The organism is Modestobacter sp. I12A-02662 (genome assembly GCF_041028325.1).
Classification (GTDB): Bacteria; Actinomycetota; Actinomycetes; order Mycobacteriales; family Geodermatophilaceae; genus Modestobacter.
This window is the reverse complement of record NZ_JABGDE010000003.1, coordinates 231,759-252,791: the sequence shown is the minus strand read 5'-3', so window position 1 is coordinate 252,791 and position 21,033 is coordinate 231,759. Positions and strand designations below refer to the sequence as shown.

Below are 21,033 nucleotides of genomic sequence, written 5' to 3'. Positions count from 1 at the left end.
ACTCCTTCATCGGGCGACCTCCACCGGAGCACGGGCGGAGAGGACCTGGCGGTAGACGGCATCGGTGTCGGCGACGACGCGGGACCAGCGGTACCGGCTGCGGGCGCGCTTGACGCCGGCCGCGCCGTAGGCGACGCGGCGGGTCCCGTCGGCCAGCAGGGCGGCCAGCACCGCGCCGAGCCGCTCGGGGTCCCGCGGTGGCACCAGGTCGCCGGTCTCGCCGTCGACGACGCTGTCGACCAGCCCGCCCACCGCGGTGGCCACCACGGGACGCCCGCAGGCCATCGCCTCGAGCGGGGTGATGCCGAACGGCTCGTACCAGGGGACGGCGAGCACGACGTCGGCCGAGCGCACCCAGGCGGGCACGTCGGCGCGGGCGACGGCGCCGGTGAAGACCAGCCGGTCGGCGACGCCCAGCTCGTCGGCGATCCCGCGGAGCCGCTGCACCTCGGGGTCGTCGTCCAGGTCGGCCACCGGCGGGCCGCCGACGACGACCAGCTCGGCGTCCGGGACGGCGGCCAGCGCGCGGACGGCGTCCTCCTGGCCCTTGCGCTCCACCAGCCGGCCGAGCACGAGCAGCCGCGGCCGCCCCGACGACGGCGCCACCGGCCCGCGCGGGGTGAACACGGCGGTGTCCACCCCGCACGGGACGATCGAGACCCGGTCGCTGGACAGCCCCAGCCGGCGCAGCTCGAAGACCTCGTCGGAGCAGGTGGCGACCACGTGGTCGACGTCCCGGCACAGCCCGCGCTCGAGGTCGATCCGCTGCTCGGGCGAGGTGTCGGCGTCGCCCTGGTGCCGGCGCTTCACCGAGCCCAGTGCGTGGAAGGTCTGCAGCACCGGCACCCGGGCCGGCAGCGCGGCGGCGGCCTGGACCGAGGCCAGCCCGCTCATCCAGAAGTGCGCGTGCACCACGTCCGGCGGAGCGGCCGTCCACTCGGCGGCGAGCACGTCGGCGAACGTGCCCATGTGCTGCAGCAGCGCGTCCTTGGGCAGCTGCCGGGCGGGGCCGGCGGCGACGTGCGCGACCTCGTAGCCGTCCGCGGTGAGCACCCGGGCGGGCAGGTCGGGGTCGTCCCGGCGGGTGTGCACGGTGACCTGGTGCCCGCGCTGCGCCAGACCCGCGGCCAGCGCCGCGACGTGCACGTTCTGGCCGCCGGCGTCGACGCCGCCGAGCGCGGCGAGCGGGCTGGCGTGCTCGCTGACCAGGCTGATCCGCAGCCGCGCGGACCCGGACGGGTCGGCGGGCCGGCGGGCCGGCCGCAGGGGCGTGGTGGTCATCTCGTCACCTCTCCGAGGAGGGCATCCCAGTCGGCCAGGAAGCGTGCCAGGCCGTACCGCTCCAGCGCAGCGGCCCGGGCCGCCTTTCCGGCCAGCCGCGCCGCGTCGGGGTCGGCGACGAACTCCCGGACGGCGGCGGCCAGCCGCTCGGGGCGGGTGGAGAGCACCCCGGCCTCGGCCGGCACCGCCTCCACCGCCTCGGTGGTGGCCAGCCCGACGACCGGCATGCCCAGGTGCATCGCCTCCAGCAGCGACAGGCCCAGCGACGTCCACCGCACCGGGTGCACGTACACGCGGCGGCGGGCCAGCTCGGCGTGCATCGCGGCCTGCGGCGGGTCGTCGTGCAGCCCGACCCGCTCGGGGTCCAGGCCGTAGCGCTCGTGCAGGCCGGCCAGGCCCATCCCGAAGACGTCCAGCGGCGCGGCCGAGGCCAGCAGCGGCAGCAGGTCACCGCCGGTGTACCGGCCGCGGCGGACCGGCTCGTTGACCACCACCGCGGCGCGCGCCAGCTCCCCCGTGTAGCGCTCGCCGGGGTCGACGATGCCGTGCTCGATCACCGCGGTGGGCGCCGAGCCGTTGTCGTAGAAGAGCCGGTTGAAGTGGGTGACGTGGGCGATCGGGATGTCCTGCTGGTCGGCCAGCGGGTGCCGGGTGTTGGGCACGGCGCCGTCCGGGGCGTTGTGCTCGAGGAACACCGCGGGCAGGTCACGGCCGGGTTCGCGGCCGAGCCACTCGCGGACCAGCTCCAGGTCGCGGGTGCGCTGCAGCACGACGACGTCGACGTCCTCGGCGCGCAGCCGGTCGGGGGTCACCTCGCGGGCGGCGGCCGGCCAGTCCCAGGTCCGCGCCCGGCCGAGCCCGTCGGGCCCCCGGTCGGGCGTGACCGGCAGCAGGTACTCGTGCCGGCCCTGCACGAACGCCGTCGTCCAGGAGCCGTGCACGTGCCACAGCAGGACCTTCACGCGGCCACCACCTTCCCGACGGCGGCGACCACGTCGGCCGCCGTCACGGAGGACAGACAGGGGTGCCCCGGCACCGGGCACTCGCGGGCCCGGGTGTCGCGGCAGGGTGCGGACTGGTCGCCGAGCAGGACCGTCGGGACGCCGTAGGGCGCCCACCGGACCGCCGGGACGACCGGGGAGAACAGCGAGACGACCGGCGTGCCCACGGCGGCCGCCAGGTGCGCGGGGCCGGTGTTGCCGACGACGACGGCCGCGGCGCCGTCGAGCAGCGCCGCCATCTCGGCCAGGGTGGTGGCCCCGCCCAGGTCGGTGCCGCGGCTGCCGGCGACCGCGGCGGTGAGCTCGCACTCCCCCGGGCCGCCGGTGACCAGCACCTCCCAGCCCGCGTCGGCGAGCGCCTCGACGGCCTCCGCGCAGCGGTGCGCCGGCCAGGCGCGCGCCGGCACCGAGGCGCCGGGGTGCAGGACGACGTAGCCGGGGTCCCGGCCGGCCGGCGGCAGCGGACGGCGGACGGCGAGCCGCCCGTCGTCGCCGTCGGGGAGCTCGAACCCGGCCGCCCGGGCGAGGGACAGTGCCCGCTCGGGCTCGGGCAGGTCGTCGTCGACCCGGTGCCGGACGTCGAGCAACGACCCCGGGTAGTCGACGCTGATCGCCGCCACCCGCCCGACCGCGGCGGTGCGCAGCACCAGGGCCAGCGGCAGCGGCGACTGGTGGAAGCTCGTGCTGATGACCGCCTCGGTCACCCCCGCCGCACGGACCCGCTCGGTGAGCGCGGCGAGGTCGGCGGCGTCCACCGGTCGCGGGCTGCCGTCGATCCACGGGCAGTGCCAGGTGAGCACCTCGTCGACGCCGGGCAGCAGCTCGGCGGCGGCGGTGCCCTGCGGGCTGGCGAGGAAGACCACCCGGTCCGCGGCGGCCGCGACCGCGCGGACCAGCGGGCCCTGCAGCAGCACGTCCCCGGCGTTGTCCAGCCGCGCGACGAGCACGACCCGCGGACTTTGGGGCGGCAATGGCCCCTCGGCCGAGTAGCCATCACCGCCCCAGAGGCCGGTGGGGGCGGTCACCAGGTGCCGGCCAGGACGTCGTCGACCGCCTCGGTCAGCGTGGGGGCGCGATGGGCCGCGGCAGCGACCTCCTGGGGACGGGTCACCGGCGTGGGTACCAGGATGCCGTGCGCACCGGCGGCGGCGGCGGCCTCGACGTCGGCACCGATGTCCCCGATGACGACGCAGCGCGCCGGCTCGACGTCGAGCTCGGTGCAGGCGGCCTTGACCATGCCGGGCGCGGGCTTGCGGCACCCGCAGCCGTCCTCGGGCGCGTGCGGGCAGACCTGCACGGTGTCGAGGGGCCCGAGCAGCTCGGCGACCCGGGCGTTGACCGCGTCGGCCTGCTCCCGGGTGATCAGCCCGCGGCCCACGCCGGACTGGTTGGTGACCAGGCCGATGCGCACCCCGCGGGCGCGCAGCGCGTCCAGCGCCTCGCGGGCGCCCTCGACCGGGCGGACCTTGGCCGGGTCGCCGTTGTACGGCTCGTCGTGCACGAGGGTGCCGTCCCGGTCGAACAGGACCAGGTAGGGGAGCCCGCGCCAGCGGGTGACCGCGCGGTGCCGGACGGCGCCGCGCAGGAAGTGCCAGGTGGCCAGCGGCGGGATGAGCGCGCTGGTCGTGAGCATGGTGGTGACCTCGGCGCGGTCGCGGGGACCGGGCGCGATGCGGGCCCAGGCGAACTCCGCGGTGCCGGCGACCCAGCCCGCCGCCGCGGCCGCGGCGGCCCGCGGCCTCCCGGCGGCGGCGAGGCCCAGGGCCGCGAGCGCGGCCGCGGTGACGGCCAGGTGCCCGGGCCGGCGGCCCACCGCGGTGTCGGCCCGCTCCCGCCAGGTGCGGCCGTGCAGGCGCCGCATGAGGACGTCGTCGGCATTGCCGGCCTGGACGCGGAGTGAGACCCAGCGGTCGGTGGGGCGCACCGGGTGGGTGATCCACCGCTCGCCGCGGGTCAGCCGCGAGCCGGTGTCCATCACCCGCAGAGCGAGGTCGGAGTCCTCCCGGAAGGCGCGCGGGAAGCGCTCGTCGAACCCGCCGACGGCGGCCAGGGCGGCCCGGCGGTAGGCCAGGTCGGCGGTGATCCAGCTGCTGGTGGCCAGCCCGGCGGTGCCGCGCTCCCAGTCGGTGGGGCGGCGGTGCTCGGGCAGCGGGACCCGGACCCGTCCCTGGCTGCCCGCGACGTCGGCGGGCAGCGCCGCGAGGTCGCCGGCCAGCCGCTCGTACCAGTCCGGGTCCGGCACGACGTCGTCGTCGAGGAACGCGACCCAGTCGGTGCGGGCGGCGCGCCAGCCCAGGTTGCGGGCGGCGGCCGGTCCCCGCCCACCGGTGCAGACCACCCGGAACGGCGGCAGGCCGGCCCGTTCCGCCTGCAGGGGCGCCCCGCTCGGCCGGTCGTCGACGAGCACGATCTCGGCCGGCCGCGGGCCGCGGCCGGCGGCGAGCGCGTCGAGGAGCACGCCCAGCGACGGCCGTCCGATCGTCGGCACGACCACCGTGCACGCCCGCAGGTCACCCGTCATGCCCGCGTCGGTGCCCGGATGATCGTCGGCGAAACACTACGGGCTTGAAGTTTCACCCGATCGGCGTCCCGCCCGCCTCCTCAGCGGGGGCGGCGGGCCGCAGCGGAGACCCGGGCCAGGGCGTCGGTGACCACCCCGGCGTCGTCCCCGAGCAGCGTGAGCAGGTGGGCGACCAGGTCGTCGTGCGTTCCCCGGGCCGCGCGCACCCGCTCGCGTCCGACGTCGGTGAGCCGGGCGTGCAGCAGCCGGCGGTCGGCGCCCCGGCGCTCGCGGACGACCAGCCCCTCCTCCACGAGCCGGTTGACCGTGCTGGTGATGCCCGGCCGGGACAGCCCGACCGCCTCAGCCAGGTCGCCCATCGAGGCCTGCTCGTCGGGCGCCTCCGCGATCCGCCGCAGCACCTCGAAGCCGGTCAGCGACAGCCCGTGCTGGCGGTGCAGGGCCGAGTCGACCCGGCGGGTGATCCGGTCGTGCACCTGGACGATGCGCAGCCACGACTCCGGGGCGCTGGGGCCGGCGGCGGCCAGCCCGCTGACGTCCCGGGGCACGCCACGCGGTGGGGCGCCGTCCTGCAGTCGGTCCATGTCCATGTCCTGGTCCATCGTGTCCCTGTCGTCCGGTGGCGTCGGCGGGGAGGGGTGGGGTGGGGCGCTGCGCCCGGCTTCAGACGCCCGAGGTCGGCTCCCGGGAACGCCGGGCGGCCGTCAGGCCGAGGACTCCGCCGGCGCCCAGCAGGCTCACCACGGCGACGGTGGTCGACGGCGAGCCGGCCGGGCCGGGCCGCGGCTGGGCACGGGCGGTCACCTGCAGGTCGATGGCGGTCGTCGCCGCCGACTGCCTTCCGACGAGCTGCACGGTCGCGGCGCCGAGCTCGGCGCCGCGGGGGATCTGCACGACCGCCTCGACGCCGCCGTCGGACCCGGCGGTGACCGTGGTGAGCGTGCGGTGGGCGTCGGCCAGGGAGACGATCACCCGCTCCCCCGGCGTGAAGCCGGACGCCCGCACGGTGAGCACCCCGCCCGGTGCGACGGCGGCGACGGACGCCTGCCCTGCCGGTGTCGGCGAGGCGTCGCCGGCCGACGCGGACGTGCCGGACGGGTCCGTGTCCGGCGCGGTGGGGTCCGGCGTGCTCGGGACCGGCGGCGTGCCGGCGGACTGTGCCGGTGGGTCGGGAGTGCCCGAGGGCGCCGGGACGCGGGTGTCCGCGGGCTCCGGCACGGAGGCTGCCGGCAGCCCCGCGCCATCGATGCCCGTGCCCGCGGCGGAGACGGCCGTCGCGGCGCAGTCCTCGACGCTGGGCCGGGTGTAGGTGCCCTGCTCGAGCGGCTCCTCCGGGGTGCCGTCGAGGTCGGCGACGGTGACCGACACGTCGACGGTCTCCCCCCAGTCGACGTCCCGGCTGACCAGCTCGACCTGCTCCCCCGGCCCCAGCTCGGCGGCGGCCAGCTCCTCGGTGCCGTCGAACCACAGGGCGACCCGGTGGCCCTCCTCGCCGTTGGTGACCACCGCGCGCAGCACCCCGGGGCCGCAGCTGGGGCCGTGCGTCACCGCCACGGTCGGCCGCCGCGGGTCCTCGATCGCCGCGGCCGGCCCGGCCAGCGCGACCCCGGCGGCGAGCAGCGCGCAGACGCCGGCGAGCACGGTGCCCAGGGAGGACGCCGCGCGGGCTGACGGTGTCGTCGTCGGCACGGCTTCCCCCGATCTCGCGCGCCCGGCGGACGGCGTTCCTGCAGCGTCCGCCGTGTCTGCCCAGGAACCGCCCCCATCATGTCCCGGCGCACCGACGAGTTGCGGGTGCGTCACTCCTGCCCCATCCGTCTCGGACACGGCGGATCCGGCTCAGCCCACCAGGCTCCGCAGCTCGTCGACGCACAGCACGACGAACAGCACGGTGGCGCCGGCGAGGAGCAGGTTGGACAGCCAGCCGCTGCGCCACTCCTCCGGCGTGCGCCGCCCGTTGAGCAGGTAGAGGAGCGTCCCGGCCAGGAACGGCATGAAGAACGCGCCGAACGCGCCGTAGGCGACCACCAGCGCGAAGGGGCGGTCCAGGAAGAGCAGGACCATCGGCGGGAACGTCAGCCAGAGCAGGTAGGCCCGGTAGGGCCAGCTGCGCTCCGCCGCGCCCTCGGTGAGCTGCCCGCGGGCCTCCCGCCGGGTCCTGACGAAGTCGGTGACCATGAGGCTCACCCCCTGCCACACGCCCAGCAGCGAGGAGAAGGAGGTGGCGAAGAAGCCGACGAGGAAGAGCGTGGCGACGACCGGGCCGTACCGGTCGCGCAGCACCTCGTCGAGGTCCAGCAGCCCCCGGTCGCCCTCCGTGAGGGCGATGCCGGTGGCGTGCAGCAGCTCGGCTCCGACGATGAGCATCGCGACGACGAAGACGCCCGTGGTGATGTAGGCGACCCGGTTGTCCAGCCGCATGACCCGCATCCACGAGGCGTCCCGCCAGCCCTTGGCGTTCACCCAGTAGCCGTAGGCGGCCATGGTGATCGTGCCGCCGACACCGCCCACCAGGCCGAGCGTGTAGACCGCCGACCCCTCCGGCAGCCGCGGGACCAGCCCCGTCACGACCTCGCCGAGGTCCGGCGTGACGATGACCGCGAGGCCGACCACGATCACGAACATCACGCCGATGAGGGCGGTCATCGCGCGCTCGAACAGCCGGTAGTTGCCGAACCAGACGAACGCCAGCCCGACGACGCCGCTGATCATCCCCCAGCCCCAGATCGGCAGCGCCGGGAACATCGCGGCCAGCGGCAGCCCCGAGGAGGTCATCGCCGTCGCGCCGTAGACGAAGCCCCAGATGACGACGTAGAGGACGAAGTAGACCGACGTCCACGCGCCCAGCGACCGCCACCCGGCGAACATGGTCGACCCGGTGGCCAGGTGCCACCGCCCGACCGCCTCGGCCATGGCGATCTTCACCAGGACGCCGAGGACGACGGCCCAGAGCAGCGTCGTGCCGAACCGCGACCCGGCGATGAGGGTGGCCACCAGGTCACCCGCGCCGACGCCGGTGGCCGCGACCACGATCCCCGGTCCGACGAGGCGCCAGCGGCGCGCCGGCTCCTGGACCCGCGGCGCCGCGTCGACCTGCTGGGCAGGTGGGTCCTGGCTCATCGCCGGCCTCCGGGGATGGGGTGCTCCGGTCAGCCTAAGCGGCAGAGATGCAGGTCACTACGGTGAACCGGTGACCTCAGCAGCGGGGACGGGGCGGCGTCGGCAGGACGCCGTCTACCGGGCGGGCGTGTACGGCCGGCACCCGCGGCTGCCCACGAGCTACCGGGCGCTGGCCCGCGCGGCCGCCCGGCGGCTGGACGCCCGCGCGCACGGCTACGTGGCCGGCGGCGCCGGGGACGAGGACACCCAGCGCGCGGACCGGGCCGCGTTCGACCGGTGGGCGGTCGTCCCCCGAGTGCTGCGGGACGTCAGCCGGCGGGACACCTCCGTCGAGCTGTTCGGACGGCGGCTCCCGGCACCCCTGCTGCTCGGGCCGGTGGGCGCGCTGGAGCTCGTGCACCCGGAGGCGGACCTGGCCGTCGCGCGGGCGGCCGCCGAGCTGGGCGTGCCGATGGTCTTCTCCAACCAGGCGTCGGTGCCGCTGGAGACCACCGCCGCCGCGATGGGCGACGCCCCGCGGTGGATGCAGCTGTACTGGTCGACGTCCGACGATCTGGTCGAGAGCCTGCTGGGCCGGGCGGAGGCCGCCGGGTGCGAGGCCGTCGTCGTCACCCTCGACACCACCATGCTCGGCTGGCGGCCGCGCGACCTGGACCTCGGCCACCTGCCCTTCGCGCTGGGCAAGGGCATCGCGCAGTACACCTCCGACCCGGTGTTCCGCCGGCTCGTGGCGGAGCGCGCCGCGGCGGCGGAGCCCCGCGACCCGCAACCGCGACCCACCCTGGCCGCGGTGCGCGCCCTGGTCGGGATGGCCCGGGCCTGGCCCGGCCCGCTGCGGGAGAACCTGCGCTCGCCGCTGCCCCGCGCCGCCGTGGAGACGTTCCTGTCGATCTACTCGCGGCCCTCGATCACCTGGGCGGACCTCGCCTGGCTGCGCGAGCGCACCCGGCTGCCGATCGTGCTGAAGGGCGTGCTGCACCCCGACGACGCCCGGCAGGCGCTCGACGAGGGGGTCGACGGGCTGGTGGGGAGCACCCACGGCGGGCGGCAGGTCGACCGCTCGATCGCGGCGCTGGACGCCCTGCCGGGGGTGGTGGACGCCGTCGGGAGCCGGGTGCCCGTGCTGTTCGACAGCGGGGTGCGCAGCGGCGCCGACGTCCTGGTGGCGCTGGGCGCCCGGGCGGTGCTGCTGGGCCGGCCCTACCTCTGGGGTCTGGGCCTGGCCGGCGAGGCCGGCGTGCGGCAGGTGGTGGCCGACGTGCTGGGCGAGTTCGACCTGACCCTCGGGCTGACCGGGCACACCGCCGTCGATCAGCTCACCCGCGAGGTGCTCGTCCGCCGCCCCTGACCGGGGACGGCCGGTCCGGCCCCGCGCGTGGCGACTCGCCGACTCCCACTTGACCCGCCGATGTGCCTTGAGTCACAGTCTGTCCGGGCGGGGGCAGCCGGCTAAGAATGGCCCCTCCAACGCTGGAGCGGACCGACCAACGCGGCCAGACCGCCAGGACCGGCCCCCCGCCCGCCAAGCTCCCGCCGCGGTACCGCACCCGGCGGCCCGGAACACGAACGGCCCCGCCCTCCGAGGAGGGCGGGGCCGTCGCTGTCTCAACCAGACGTGCGCCCGAAGGGACTCGAACCCCTAACCTTCTGATCCGTAGTCAGATGCTCTATCCGTTGAGCTACGGGCGCGTGGTACGTGTTCAGTTGTCGCGCGGAGGCTCCGGGATTTGAACCCGGGATGGGGGGTTACCCCAAACCGCATTAGCAGTGCGGCGCCATAGACCGGACTAGGCGAAGCCTCCCGGGGTCCGAGTCCCCTCGGAACCACCGAGTGAGAAGGTACCAGCCGCCTGGGCGGGACCCCCGGGGTGGGGGTTCCGGGAGTCCCTCCCTCCGTCAGGCGGCGACGACGTCCCGCCGCGGCGCGCTGGGCAGCGCCGGGCGACGGCCGGGCAGGAGCGTGATCCCGACCGCCACCGCCGCGGCTGCGGTGGCCATGACCAGCGCGCCGGCCACGCCCGCCGAGCTCTCGATGAGGGAGCCGCTGACGGCGGCACCGATCGCCGAGGCGCCGAACGAGACGGTCGACAGCCAGGTGAAGGCCTCCGTGGTCGCCGACGCCGGGGCGATCGAGCCGACCAGCGAGCTCTGCACGGTGAGCGTGGGGGCGATCGCCGTCCCGCCCAGGAACAGCAGGATCCCGAGCAGCCACGGGCTGGAGACGGCGGCGAGCGGCGCGAGCCCCAGGGTGATGCCGAGCATCCCCCAGCGGTACTGCCGTGGCAGCGAGGTGCTGATCACCCGGGCGCCGAACCAGAGGCCGCCGCCGGCCGAACCGAGCGACCAGACCGCGAGCAGGAGGCCGGACATCCCGGGCGAGCCGGCCGCCTCGGCGAAGGCGGGGACGGCGACCTCGAGCGCCCCGATGCCGACCATCAGGGCGGTGCCGCTGAGCAGGATGCGCGGCATGCCCGGCGCGGTCACCGTCGCGAACAGCGGACGGCGCTCCGCGGGAACCGGCACCCAGGCCCGCATCGGCCGGCTGCTCGCGATGCCCAGCGCACCGGCCACGCCCAGCGCCCCGGCCACGGCCAGCGCGACGGACGGGCTGGCCAGGAAGCTGAGCGCGGCGACCGCCGTCGGCCCGGCGACGAAGACGAGCTCGGTCGAGATGGCGTCCAGCGCGTAGGCCCGCGGGCGGACGGCGGGATCGACGCGGGACCACAGCGCGCGGACGGTCCCCGAGACCAGCGGGTTGCTGACGCCGACGCCGGCCGACGCGGCGAGCATCGCCCACACAGGGGCGTCGCTCAGGACGACGACCGCCGCCACCGCCAGCAGCAGCGGGTACACGACGGACTGCACGAGGAGGATCGGGCGCGGGCTGCGCCGGTCGGCCAGCCGGCCGAGCACGGGCGCCATCAGCGCGGTCGCGACGCCGAAGGTGGCCGAGACTCCGCCGGCCACCGCGAACGAGCCGGTGCGCTCCTGCACCATCAGCAACAACGCCAGCGGCACCATGGAGGAGGGCAGGCGGCCGGCGAACCCGGACAGCAGCAGCACCGGAGCGGACGGCAGCCGCCACACGGTGAGGTACGAACGCATGACTGTGCTCACTTCGAGTTGTGCGATGGGGAATCTGTAGGCGGTGAACGCGCGTTGACTGCCTACAGATTCCGGAGGTTACGGACCGATGGGGTAGGGAGTCAAATGGACTACGACACCTACGGGTCGACGGCTGTCGAGCTGGCCATCGACCTGGCCAACGCAGACGCGCAGGTAGCGGGCTGGGTGGAGGCGTTCCTGGACTCCCACGGCGAGTGGTTCACCGAGGGGACGGTGACCGAACTCTCCCCGCAGCAGCGGGAGGCGGTGGCCCGGACGTCGGCCCTCGTGCGGGACGTCGCCGTCGCGCAGAGCGAGCCGGAGGTGATGGACCGGCTCAACGCGCTGCTGGCCCTGGCCTCCCCCCGGCCCTACGCCACCACCCACGACGGCGAGCTGCACCTGCACTACGCCCGGCCGGACGCCGAGGTGGTCGAGCAGCTGACGACGACGGTCGCGATGGGGCTGTCCCAGGTGGTCGTCCAGCACGGCTGGCGGCGACTGGGCGTCTGCTCGGCGGAGGGGTGCGGGCACGTGTACGTGGACACCTCGCGCAACGCCAGCCGCCGCTACTGCTCCAACACCTGCGCCAGCCGCTCCACCGTCGCCGCCTACCGGGCCCGCCAGCGGACCTGACGGTCGGCGCGGCGTGGACTAACGTCCCGTCGTGCCCTCGCCCCGCCACTGGGACGCGCTGCTGCTGGCGCACATCGGCCGGCTGCCGACCACCCGGGTCGACCGCTGGCTGCGGGAGCTCTCCCACGTCGCCGACCACGGCAAGCTGTGGATGCTCCTGGGCGGGGTGCTCGCGCTGCGGCGCGGGCAGCCGCGGCGGTCCGCGGTCCGCGGGCTGGGCTCGCTGATGGTGTCGAGCGCGCTGGTGAACGCCGTCCTCAAGCGGTTGTTCGGGCGCGTGCGGCCGGACCTCACCGCCGTGGCGAGCTCCCGGGCGCTCCGGCGGGCGCCGAACACGCTGTCGTTCCCCAGCGGGCACTCGGCCTCGGCGGCGGCGTTCGCCACCGGGGTCGCGCTGGAGAGCCCCGTCGCGGGGGCGCTGCTGGCGCCGCTGGCGGCGGGGGTGGGCTACTCGCGGGTGCACGTGGGCGTGCACTACCCGGGCGACGTCGTCGTCGGCATGGCCGTCGGGAGCGCGGTGGCGCTGGCCAGCCAGCACTGGTGGCGCGTGCGCCCGACCGAGCCGGCGCGGGTGCGCCCGGCCTTCGACGCGCCCGCCCTGCCCGACGGCGAGGGGCTGGTGGTCGCGGTCAACCCGCGGTCCGGGCGGGAGGACTACGACCCGGCGGCCGACATCGCCGAGCTGCTGCCCAGGGCGGAGGTGCTCCAGATCAGCGCGGAGGCCGGCGTCACCGAACTGCTCGGCGAGGCGGCCCGCTCGGGACGGGCCCGGGCACTGGGGGTGGCCGGCGGCGACGGCAGCGTCGCTGCGGCCGCAGCGGTCGCCCTGGAGCACGGGTTGCCGCTGGCCGTCGTCCCGGCCGGGACCCTCAACCACTTCGCCCGCGACCTCGGCGTGGCGACGCCGCCGGAGGCAGCCGACGCGGTGGTGCACGGGAACGCGGTGCAGGTGGACGTCGCCGAGGTGAACGGTGTGCCGTTCCTGAACACGGCGAGCATCGGGAGCTACCCGGAGATGGTCCGGCGTCGGGACCGGTTGAGCGGGCGGCTCGGCAAGTGGGTCGCGTTGAGCGTGGCGGCGGCGCAGGTGCTGCGGCACGGGTCGCCGGTCGAGCTCGAGGTCGGTGGACGGCGGATCTCGGCGTGGGTGCTGTTCATCGGCAACGGCCGCTACGTGCCGCGGGGACTGTCGCCGGCGTGGCGACCGAGCCTGGAGGACGGGGTGCTGGACGTGCAGTACCTGCGGGCCGACCTCCGGTTCGGGCGGACGCGCGCGGTGCTGGCCACCCTGCTCGGGGTCGGCGACCACAGCCGGACGTACGCCGATCTGCAGGCGCGTGAGCTGCACGTGCGGTCGCTGTCGGGGCCGCAGCAGGTGGCCTACGACGGCGAGACCGGGGAGTCGGCCACGGAGTTCGTGTTCCGCAAGCGGGAGCGGCTGACCGTCTACTGCCGGCGCTGAGGGGCTGTCCACAGAGGGCGCGGACGGAGGGCGCAACGAGCCGCTGACCTGCGTAGTCTCCGGGGACTTTCCTGAGGGGCTGCTGGGAGGACGACGGATGCGTTTCGCGCGGGTGGCGGCTGCGGCTGTGGCTGGAGTGGCCCTGCTCGCAGGGTGCTCGGAGGGGCAGCAGGCCAACGAGACGCTGCCGTCGACCAGCAGCACGGCCGCCCCGTCGAGCGACGCACTCCAACCCCTGGGCCCGCCTGAGTTCCCCGTCCCAGACGCGGCGCGCGAACAGACACCCAGCGGTGTGGCCGCGTTCGCCGCCTACTACCTCGACCTTTCCGACTTCTTGCTACCAAGTCTCGATTCACAACCGCTACGAGAACTGAGCCGCCAGTGCGAAGTCTGCGACCAACTGGCTGATGGCTACGACGCCGACCGTGCGGCGGGATACAGATATGAGGGCGGTGGACTTACCGTTACGTCCACCGGCACTGCCACTGTAGAGGGAACTCATGGGGAGCTCTCGTTTGTACTCAGACAGGAACCCGTGGCTGTCTATGACGCTAATGGTGACGAAATAGTCGAGAGGCGCAGTGATTCCTACGAGCTCACCGGGGGCATGACCCTCGACTGGGACAGCACACGCACTTGCTGGATTGTCACTCAACTCGTCGCTGAGCGACTTCTGTGATACGGCGACTACTCGTCCTGTGCTGCGTCATCGTTCTGGCGATAGGCGCACCATCCTTAGCCACCGCTGCACCATGCGGACTACGGGGCTGCGAGGGCTCACCGACAGTGGGCGTAGGCGATGGCGAATTGAGCGCTTCCTACTTTGAGGTTTCGGGCGAGCAAGCCCGAGCAAGCAACGAGTTACCACCTGGCCCGCCGAGCTATCGGTGGCGCTTGCGCACACAGTGCCAAGTGAGCGATTCAAATGTTGGCGCATGCGATGGCTCAGCAGTCTCCTGCATCCCAGTGCCCGGAAGGCTGATCGGCTACTACATCGTTCAGCGACAACGACTAGTGCTGCCAAACCAGGAGCCGGTCGACGGCCAAACGCCGCCCGCTAACCTTCCGGTGGGATCGCCGTACGGGGCCTATACAACCGTATTCGCTGGCTGTGTTGACGTCACGGACCTGGACCCGCCGCCGTCGCCGGAGGAGGTGTTCCGCTACTTCCAGGAACTACCTCTCCCGCAGCTCACGACCCGCCAGCAGCCTCCGGGCAACGCCCTGGTCGGACTGCCGGTCATCTTCTACACCGACGACCCCACCGAGCAGACCTTCACCGTGGACATCCGCGGGTTCACCGTCGTCATCGTCGCCCGGGCCACCGCCTTCTCCTGGGACACCGGGGACGGGACCGTGCTGACCACCACCGAGCCGGGCGCCGCCTACCCCCACCAGACGATCACCCACGACTACGCCTCGGGCAGCTACACCGCCTCGCTCACCACGACCTGGGGCGCGACCTACACCGTCGACGGCGGAGTCCCGGCCACGGTCCCGGGGACGACCACCACCGCCGGCCCACCGGTGACCTTCACCGTCCTCCAGGCCCGCACGGTGCTCACCAACCCCTACGACTGACGCCCGTCGTGACCGCTCACCGCCCCGCGCGCCGCTCCTACACCGCGTGTCACTTCAGTTACGGAGTGAAGTTGGAACGACAACGGCGATCGGCGGACGTTGGCAGAAGGTGTGCCCCGAACACACACGCGTGGGCAGACTTCTCCGACTACAAATGAGCCCATGATCTTCGCGGTTGTCGGGATTGCCTGGATGGTCATGGCGCTGGCCATGGGCAGCCTCCTCGGACGCTCGGTGGCGACCGCCGACCGCCGCGAGGGCTCCACCCACGCCGTGACCTCCGTGGACACGCCCCTCTACGTGGCGGACATCCTCCGCGCGCAGCGCAGCGCCGCGTAACAGCTGCGCCACCCGGCCGCCTCGCACGGTGGCCGACGCCCGTGGCCGCCTCCCCGGCGCACCACCGGCACACCGTTTGACCAGGCGGTGCTCGTCACACCTCACTACGGTCCCAAGGCAGGAGCTGTCCGGCGCTGGCCAGGCACCGCTCCCGCCGACGTCACCGATGGGAAGAGGTCTGAAGATGCTGGTCCGCCGGATCGCCCGGCCGTTGCTCGCCTCGTCGTTCATCTACGGGGGCATCGACACCCTCCGCAACCCGCAGACCCGCGTGCCCGGCGCGGCCCCGATCGTCGAGCAGATCACCGACGTCGCCGAGAAGCAGCTGCCGATGCAGGTCTCCCGGGACGTCGAGCAGTGGGTCAAGATCGACGCCGCCGTCAAGGTGGGCGCCGGCTCGCTCTTCGCGCTCGGCAAGTTCCCCCGCCTCTCCGCGCTCCTGCTCACCGGCTCGGTGGTGCCGACGACGCTGGCCGGCCACCGCTTCTGGGAGCACGACGACCCCAAGGAGCGGTTCGGCCAGCTCTCCCACTTCCTCAAGAACCTCGGCCTGCTCGGCGGTCTGCTGATCGCCACGGTCGACACCGAGGGCAAGCCGTCGATGGGCTGGTGGGCGAAGCGCACCGCCGCCAACGCCGCCGCGGCCGCCGAGGCCAGCTACGAGCGGGCGTCCAAGAAGGCCGTCAAGGCCCAGAAGCGGGCGGCCAAGCAGGCGAAGAAGATCAAGTCCTGAGCGACCGGCTCAGCCCCGCGGGCGCGCTCCGGAGGATCGCCTTCCTCCTGGAGCGTGCCCGCGAGCCGTCCTACCGGGTCCAGGCGTTCCGGACCGCCGCCACCGTGGTCGCCGGCCTGGACGACGCCGACCTGGACCGCCGGGTCCGGCTCAGGACGCTCACCGACCTCAAGGGGATCGGCGACAAGACCGCCGCCGTCGTCACCGAGGCCCACCGCGGCGAGGTCCCCGCCTACCTCGCCCGGCTCGAGGAGCAGTACGCCGAGCTCGCCCCGCTGGCCGAGGAGGCCGCGGCCCTGCGCGCCGCGCTGCGCGGTGACCTGCACGCACACTCCGACTGGTCCGACGGCGGCAGCCCGATCCGGGAGATGGCCGAGACTGCCATCGACCTCGGCCACGAGTACCTCGCCCTCACCGACCACTCCCCCCGGCTCACCGTCGCCAACGGGCTGAGTCCGGAGCGGCTGGAACGGCAGCTGGACGTGGTCGCCGCCCTCAACGCGGAGCTGGCCCCCTTCCGCATCCTCACCGGCATCGAGGTCGACATCCTGGTCGACGGCACCCTCGACCAGACCGACGAGCTGCTCGGCCGCCTGGACGTCGTCGTCGCCAGCGTGCACTCCGACCTCCGGGCACCGCGCACGCAGATGACCGAACGGATGCTCGCAGCGGTCGGGAACCCGCACACCGACGTCCTCGGGCACTGCACCGGCCGGCTGGTCATCGGCCGGCGGCAGCGCAACGGCAGCCAACGACCCCGCCCGGAGAGCGAGTTCGACGCCGACGCCGTCTTCCGCGCCTGCGCCGCCGCCGGGACGGCGGTCGAGATCAACTCCCGCCCCGAGCGCCTCGACCCGCCGCGCCGGCTGCTCACCCGCGCCGTCGAGCTGGGCTGCGAGTTCTCCATCGACACCGACGCGCACGCCCCCGGCCAGCTCGACTGGCAGGACAACGGGTGCACCCGCGCGGTCGAGTGCGGCGTCCCGGCCGAGCGGGTGGTCAACACCCGGCCGGCCGACGAGCTACTGGCGCGCACGCACCGCTGACCGGGGCGGCAGCTGCCACTGCGCGCCGAGCACCCGGTCCAGCTCCGGGTCGAACCGGTCCAGCCCACCGCCCGGGTAGGCCGTCAGCTCGCCGAACCACACCTCGCCCGCCACGTCGTACAGGTCCACCCGCACGAAGTCGAACGCCCGCCCCAGCTGTTCCGCGGTCCGCACCATCGCGGGCAGGCTCGCCGGCGGGGGCGTCACCGGCCCCGCCGCCACCGCCTCGTCGACGTCCACCGGCTGCCAGTCAGGGGTGTACAGCCGCCGGCGGTGCGCGCCGAACCGCCCGGAGTCCACCTGCACCAGCCGCACCCGGCCGCCGAACACCATCAGCTTGTGGTCCGCGGGCACCTCGCCGTCGGCGCCCAGGAACTCCTCCACGAGCAGCAGCCGCCGCGCCTGGCTGTACACCCACTCCCCGCGCGAGCGGTACAGCGGCTCGTCCAACCAGTCGCGGGTGACGTGGCGCAGGTGCGCGACGTCGGGCGCCCCGGTGCCGACGTGCACCCTCATCGTCCCGTGGTTGGGCTTGAGCACCCAGCGCTCCGGCAGGACGGCGCCGGCCAGCTCCGCCACGTCCGTGCCGGTCCACAGCACGCGCGGCACGTGCACCGAGGGCAGCACCTCGAGCGCGTACTCCTTCATCGCCAGCTTGTCCCCGAGCTGCCCGATCAGCGGCCGCCGGTCGTGCACCACGCGCCAGTTCACCTTCTCGGTGAACGTGCGGGGCGGCCGCGCCGGCCAGCGCCCGTGCGCCCGCCGGAAGAGGACGGCGCGCTTCAGCGGCAACGGCAGCCGGAGGACGGCGGCCTCCGGGATCCGCGAGCGCACCAGACCTCCTCCCCCGCCCACCCGGGCCGGGGGCGGTGTGTCCAGTCTGACCGGCACGCTCCGCCGCCGGCTCCTATGGTCGGACGGGTGACCACGGCAGGAACCCCCCACTGAGCCCCGACGACCACCGGACCGGCCCTGCCCGCGTGGGCTTCCTCGCCAAGGACCCGTGGAACCCGCCCATCCGCCGGGAGCAGATGCTCGCCCGGGAGCTCGTGCGCCGCGGCACCGCGGTCCAGTTCGTGCAGGCGCCCGCGGACGTCCGCCGGACCCGCACCGACCCCGCCAACTGGTGGCGGCACCTGCACCGTGCCCACTGGGCCCCGGCCGCGCCGGGCGTGCGCGTCACCGAGCGGTCCACCGTGCTCCCCGGCTCGCGCGGCGGCCCGGCCGAGCGCCTGGACGCGGCCACGCTGCGCGGGTTCCTGCGCCGGTCCGGCTGGGAGCAGGACCTGACGGTGGTGATGCTGCCCTGGGAGTGGCGGGCCACCCGGGCGCTCGGCGGCCGGGTGGTCTTCGACTGCACCGACGACTGGGCCCGGCTGCTGCCGGCCGCCCGCGGGCTGCCCGACCAGCTCCGCCGCATCGCCGACGAGGCCGACGAGGTCGTGGTGGTCAACCGGGTGCTGGCCGACCTCTTCCCCGGGCGGGACCCGGTCGTGGTGCCCAACGGCACGGACGAGGCGCTGGTGAGCGCGCCGCAGACCGCGGAGCGGGCCGAGCGGTCGGCCGTGTACGTCGGCAGCATCGCCGCCCGGTTCGACGTCGACCTGGTCCGCGCCGTGCTCCGCGCGCTGCCCGACTGGACGCTGGACGTGCACGGGCAGCTGGTCTTCCCGCAGCGGGAGCGCGCTGCGGCGCAGCGGTTCCTGGCCCTCCAGCAGGAGTTCCCCGGGCGGTTCCGGTACCGCGGCCTGGTCCACCGCGACCAGCTGGCCGCGGTGCTCGACACCGCGACCGTCGCGCTGGTGCCCGACGTCGCCAGCCGCGCCTGGGGCCAGTCCTCGATGAAGACCTACGACTACTGCTCCCGGGGCCTGCCGGTCATCTCCACCGCCGGCCACCTGGAGCACTCCAGCGACGTCCCCCCGCACACGTACGTCGTCACCGGCCCGGCGGAGATGGCCGCGGCCGTGCAGGCGGCCACCGACGAGCCGGTCAGCTGGGCCAAGGAGCGCGTCGACTGGGCCACTGCCCGCACCTGGGACCGGCGGACCGACGCCTGGCTGGCCGCGTCGATGACACGCCCGGTGGTCACCCGAACGGATGATCACTCACTGTCATGAGGTGACCACCCAGAGCTGAAGACAGCGGTCGGCATGACCAACGACACAGCGGAGCGCGCCCGTCCACGCCACCAGGGGATTGTCCGGGTGCACCCGTGCACCTCGGCCGGCACGCGCGCATCCGGCGCCTGTGAGTTCCGATATCCCCTGGTCAGAGACGGGAACTCGGGGCAGCATGTCCGCGTGGACCATCGACCCGGCGGAGCTGTGCCCATTTCCTGCGGGGGCAGCGGCGCCCGGTCGGTGGGTCCGGGTGCGGTCACGGGGAAGGGTGTCCGGGCCGACCCCCCGGACCCCACGACACGGTGATCCCTGGGCGAAGTACTCCACGTTCCGCTACCGGACAGGGCACGCTCGTCCCTGCGTCGGCGCTCACCTGCCGTGTGCGGTGCGGCCGGACACGGCACGCCACACCTGCCACGACATCGAGGACAGGAAGACCAGCATGAGAAGCACCCAGCAGCCCGCCAGCACGGACGGGTCCGCCCCGACCGACCAGGAGAGCCGTCGCGGCGCAGGCGCGAGCCTCCTGTCGACCCTGCTCCGCGCCGCCGTGCCGGTCGCGCTGATCACCTTCCTCGCCTACACGCTGGCCTACAGCTACAGCGAGCGGGAACCCACGGAGTACGAGGCGACCTCGCGGGTCGTGCTGTCCGCCTCGACCAACTTCTCGCCGATCTCGACGTCGTTCAGCAACAGCAGCCCCGACCGGTACGTGCAGAACCAGGTCGACATCATGACGACGATCGACGTCCTCAACCGGGCGGCCGCGATCCTCGCCGACGGCGTCCCCGGCGAGGACCTCCTCGGGGAGGTCGACGCCGTCCCCGCGGGCACCAGTGACGGCATCCTGGTCACGGCCGAGGCCGGCGACCCGGAGCTCGCCGCGCGGCGGGCCGACGCCGTGGCCGCCGCGTACGCGCAGTTCACCACCGACCAGGTCAACGTCCTGGCCGAGCAGGCAGTCGCGGTGAGCGCCGGCGACGAGGTGCTCATCCAGGACATCCGCGCCCGCGCCGCGACCTTCGGCGACGGCGTCACCGTCATCCAGCCGGCCCGGATCCCCAGCGACCCGGTCTCCCCCACGCCCCAGCGGGACGCCTACCTCGCGGCCGCAGCAGCTTTCCTGCTCTCGGCCGGCCTGGCGCTGAGCCTGCGGGGCCGGCGGCGGCCGGCCGGACCCGAGGAGCTCGCCGCCGAGGCCGGCGGCCCGTTCCTGGGTGAGGTCCCCGTCCGTTGGTTCGGCTCCTCCGCCGCCCCGGTCCAGCCGGGTCCGGGGTCCTACGCCATGGCGCTGCAGGCCCTCCGCTACCGGATGGACGACGAGGAGTCGCCGTCGGTGCTGCTCAGCGCGATGAGCCGCGAGACCAGCGCCGCCAGCGCGCTGCTCGGCCTGGCCGCCGCCGACGCGGCGCAGGGCCGGTCGGTCGTGATCGTCGACGCCACGCCCGACGGGCACCTGCTCCGCCGCGCCGGGGTGCCGGCGCCCGCCCTCTCGCTGACCGCGGCCTGGGCCGCCGGCACCGACTTCGGTGCGGCACTGAGCACCGTCCCCGCCCTGGCCGGGCCGCACGGGGGCCGGGTGCGGATCGGACGCGACGACGCTGCCTCGGCCGAGGTCCTCCGCGGGGTGCTGACCACGCTGTCGGACTCGGCGGACCTCGTCCTCGTCGACGCCGGGCCCGCTGTCAGCGAGGCCGCCGCCTTCAGCCTGCTCAGCGAGGTCCGCGGTGCCGTCGCCGTGGTGCACGGCAAGCGGGGCAGCAAGGAGCTGCGCGAGTTCCGTCGCCGGCTGGCGCTGGCCGGCGGCGAGTGCGCCGGCGTGCTGGTCACCCGGCGGACGTGGCTGCCCTCGCTCGGCGGGACGGCGGGCCGTTCGGTCGCTCCGCAGCAGGGCTCCCGTCCGGAGCCGCGGGAGCGGCGGGACTCCGGCCCGGCCGCCCGTGCCGACGCACCGCGCGACTCCGGTCAGCCGGTCGCCGACGACGGTGGGGCGCCGGGCGCCGACCCCGTCCCCGGGTCCTCGGTCCCGGCCGGCCGCCCTTCGTGACCACCGACACCCCGAGGGACGACACCTCGTCCCCCGTC

19 protein-coding genes and 2 tRNA genes are annotated in these 21,033 nt (G+C 74.8%); 10 read left to right on the top strand and 11 right to left on the bottom strand.

Annotation, left to right across the window (positions count from 1 at the left end; all coding sequences use genetic code 11):
* Positions 1-6: 6 nt before the first annotated feature.
* The 7 genes from HL189_RS03995 to HL189_RS03965 all read right to left on the bottom strand — a co-directional run bounded on the left by HL189_RS03995 (position 7) and on the right by HL189_RS03965 (position 7,923).
* On the bottom strand, positions 7-1,281 hold the full coding sequence (locus tag HL189_RS03995; RefSeq protein WP_369132412.1) for a glycosyltransferase: 1,275 nt from the start codon (positions 1,279-1,281) through the stop codon (positions 7-9).
* Positions 1,278-2,243, bottom strand: coding sequence for a glycosyltransferase (locus tag HL189_RS03990; RefSeq protein WP_369132411.1), 966 nt, complete (start codon positions 2,241-2,243; stop codon positions 1,278-1,280). The genes HL189_RS03995 and HL189_RS03990 overlap by 4 nt, the downstream gene beginning before the upstream one ends.
* Positions 2,240-3,229: a glycosyltransferase family 9 protein gene (locus HL189_RS03985; protein WP_369132410.1), complete on the bottom strand. Its 990-nt coding sequence runs from the start codon at positions 3,227-3,229 to the stop codon at positions 2,240-2,242. The genes HL189_RS03990 and HL189_RS03985 overlap by 4 nt, the downstream gene beginning before the upstream one ends.
* 74 nt (positions 3,230-3,303) lie before the next feature.
* On the bottom strand, positions 3,304-4,803 hold the full coding sequence (locus HL189_RS03980; RefSeq protein ID WP_369132409.1) for an HAD-IIIA family hydrolase: 1,500 nt from the start codon (positions 4,801-4,803) through the stop codon (positions 3,304-3,306).
* Between the two features lie 80 nt (positions 4,804-4,883).
* A complete protein-coding gene (locus HL189_RS03975) occupies positions 4,884-5,387 on the bottom strand; it encodes a MarR family winged helix-turn-helix transcriptional regulator (protein ID WP_369132408.1) in 504 nt (167 codons plus the stop codon).
* A gap of 79 nt (positions 5,388-5,466) precedes the next feature.
* Positions 5,467-6,492 (bottom strand): hypothetical protein, encoded by a 1,026-nt coding sequence (locus HL189_RS03970; RefSeq protein WP_369132407.1) that lies wholly within the window; start codon positions 6,490-6,492, stop codon positions 5,467-5,469.
* A 150-nt stretch (positions 6,493-6,642) separates the two neighbouring features.
* The gene (locus HL189_RS03965; RefSeq protein ID WP_369132406.1) at positions 6,643-7,923 is read right to left on the bottom strand and encodes an Nramp family divalent metal transporter; all 1,281 of its coding nucleotides are present in this window, start codon (positions 7,921-7,923) and stop codon (positions 6,643-6,645) included.
* Between the two features lie 70 nt (positions 7,924-7,993).
* Between HL189_RS03965 and HL189_RS03960 the strand changes: the two genes are divergently transcribed.
* Positions 7,994-9,271 carry an alpha-hydroxy-acid oxidizing protein gene (locus tag HL189_RS03960; RefSeq protein WP_369132405.1) on the top strand — a complete coding sequence of 426 codons (1,278 nt, stop codon included), beginning with the start codon at positions 7,994-7,996 and terminating at the stop codon, positions 9,269-9,271.
* Between the two features lie 268 nt (positions 9,272-9,539).
* Here the strand turns inward: HL189_RS03960 and HL189_RS03955 are convergent.
* The 3 genes from HL189_RS03955 to HL189_RS03945 all read right to left on the bottom strand — a co-directional run bounded on the left by HL189_RS03955 (position 9,540) and on the right by HL189_RS03945 (position 11,028).
* Positions 9,540-9,612, bottom strand: a tRNA-Arg gene (locus HL189_RS03955).
* Between the two features lie 23 nt (positions 9,613-9,635).
* Positions 9,636-9,725 (bottom strand) — tRNA-Ser (locus HL189_RS03950).
* Between the two features lie 94 nt (positions 9,726-9,819).
* A complete protein-coding gene (locus HL189_RS03945; protein ID WP_369132404.1) occupies positions 9,820-11,028 on the bottom strand; it encodes an MFS transporter in 1,209 nt (402 codons plus the stop codon).
* A gap of 105 nt (positions 11,029-11,133) precedes the next feature.
* On the opposite strand from HL189_RS03945, the gene HL189_RS03940 reads away from it, so the two are divergent.
* The 7 genes from HL189_RS03940 to HL189_RS03910 all read left to right on the top strand — a co-directional run bounded on the left by HL189_RS03940 (position 11,134) and on the right by HL189_RS03910 (position 16,825).
* Positions 11,134-11,664 (top strand): CGNR zinc finger domain-containing protein, encoded by a 531-nt coding sequence (locus HL189_RS03940; protein ID WP_369132403.1) that lies wholly within the window; start codon positions 11,134-11,136, stop codon positions 11,662-11,664.
* 31 nt (positions 11,665-11,695) lie between these two features.
* Positions 11,696-13,126 (top strand): bifunctional phosphatase PAP2/diacylglycerol kinase family protein, encoded by a 1,431-nt coding sequence (locus HL189_RS03935; protein ID WP_369132402.1) that lies wholly within the window; start codon positions 11,696-11,698, stop codon positions 13,124-13,126.
* A gap of 97 nt (positions 13,127-13,223) precedes the next feature.
* Positions 13,224-13,805 carry a DUF6318 family protein gene (locus HL189_RS03930; RefSeq protein ID WP_369132401.1) on the top strand — a complete coding sequence of 194 codons (582 nt, stop codon included), beginning with the start codon at positions 13,224-13,226 and terminating at the stop codon, positions 13,803-13,805.
* Positions 13,806-14,281: 476 nt separating this feature from the next.
* Positions 14,282-14,707, top strand: a complete 426-nt coding sequence (locus HL189_RS03925) for a hypothetical protein (RefSeq protein ID WP_369132400.1) — start codon at positions 14,282-14,284, stop codon at positions 14,705-14,707.
* 162 nt (positions 14,708-14,869) lie between these two features.
* Positions 14,870-15,046 (top strand): hypothetical protein, encoded by a 177-nt coding sequence (locus HL189_RS03920; RefSeq protein ID WP_369132399.1) that lies wholly within the window; start codon positions 14,870-14,872, stop codon positions 15,044-15,046.
* Between the two features lie 184 nt (positions 15,047-15,230).
* A complete protein-coding gene (locus HL189_RS03915; protein WP_369132398.1) occupies positions 15,231-15,779 on the top strand; it encodes a DoxX family protein in 549 nt (182 codons plus the stop codon).
* The gene (locus HL189_RS03910) at positions 15,776-16,825 is read left to right on the top strand and encodes a PHP domain-containing protein (protein ID WP_369132626.1); all 1,050 of its coding nucleotides are present in this window, start codon (positions 15,776-15,778) and stop codon (positions 16,823-16,825) included. Before HL189_RS03915 ends, HL189_RS03910 begins: the two co-directional genes overlap by 4 nt.
* Here HL189_RS03910 and HL189_RS03905 read toward each other — a convergent pair.
* The gene (locus tag HL189_RS03905) at positions 16,802-17,659 is read right to left on the bottom strand and encodes an ATP-grasp fold amidoligase family protein (RefSeq protein WP_369132397.1); all 858 of its coding nucleotides are present in this window, start codon (positions 17,657-17,659) and stop codon (positions 16,802-16,804) included. The two genes, HL189_RS03910 and HL189_RS03905, sit on opposite strands and share 24 nt — an antisense overlap.
* A 146-nt stretch (positions 17,660-17,805) precedes the next feature.
* On the opposite strand from HL189_RS03905, the gene HL189_RS03900 reads away from it, so the two are divergent.
* Positions 17,806-18,945: a hypothetical protein gene (locus HL189_RS03900; protein ID WP_369132396.1), complete on the top strand. Its 1,140-nt coding sequence runs from the start codon at positions 17,806-17,808 to the stop codon at positions 18,943-18,945.
* A gap of 445 nt (positions 18,946-19,390) precedes the next feature.
* A complete protein-coding gene (locus HL189_RS03895) occupies positions 19,391-20,995 on the top strand; it encodes a hypothetical protein (RefSeq protein ID WP_369132395.1) in 1,605 nt (534 codons plus the stop codon).
* Positions 20,996-21,033 lie beyond the last annotated feature (38 nt).

Excerpts from the sequence above, each read along its gene's own strand:
- HL189_RS03895 (WP_369132395.1), top strand. The coding sequence starts at position 19,391 with ATGAGAAGCACCCAGCAGCCCGCCAGCACGGACGGGTCCGCCCCGACC.
- HL189_RS03915 (WP_369132398.1), top strand. The coding sequence starts at position 15,231 with ATGCTGGTCCGCCGGATCGCCCGGCCGTTGCTCGCCTCGTCGTTCATC.
- HL189_RS03920 (WP_369132399.1), top strand. The coding sequence starts at position 14,870 with ATGATCTTCGCGGTTGTCGGGATTGCCTGGATGGTCATGGCGCTGGCC.
- HL189_RS03930 (WP_369132401.1), top strand. The coding sequence starts at position 13,224 with ATGCGTTTCGCGCGGGTGGCGGCTGCGGCTGTGGCTGGAGTGGCCCTG.
- HL189_RS03975 (WP_369132408.1), bottom strand. The coding sequence starts at position 5,387 with ATGGACCGACTGCAGGACGGCGCCCCACCGCGTGGCGTGCCCCGGGAC.
- HL189_RS03980 (WP_369132409.1), bottom strand. The coding sequence starts at position 4,803 with ATGACGGGTGACCTGCGGGCGTGCACGGTGGTCGTGCCGACGATCGGA.
- HL189_RS03965 (WP_369132406.1), bottom strand. The coding sequence starts at position 7,923 with ATGAGCCAGGACCCACCTGCCCAGCAGGTCGACGCGGCGCCGCGGGTC.
- HL189_RS03940 (WP_369132403.1), top strand. The coding sequence starts at position 11,134 with ATGGACTACGACACCTACGGGTCGACGGCTGTCGAGCTGGCCATCGAC.
- HL189_RS03945 (WP_369132404.1), bottom strand. The coding sequence starts at position 11,028 with ATGCGTTCGTACCTCACCGTGTGGCGGCTGCCGTCCGCTCCGGTGCTG.
- HL189_RS03995 (WP_369132412.1), bottom strand. The coding sequence starts at position 1,281 with ATGACCACCACGCCCCTGCGGCCGGCCCGCCGGCCCGCCGACCCGTCC.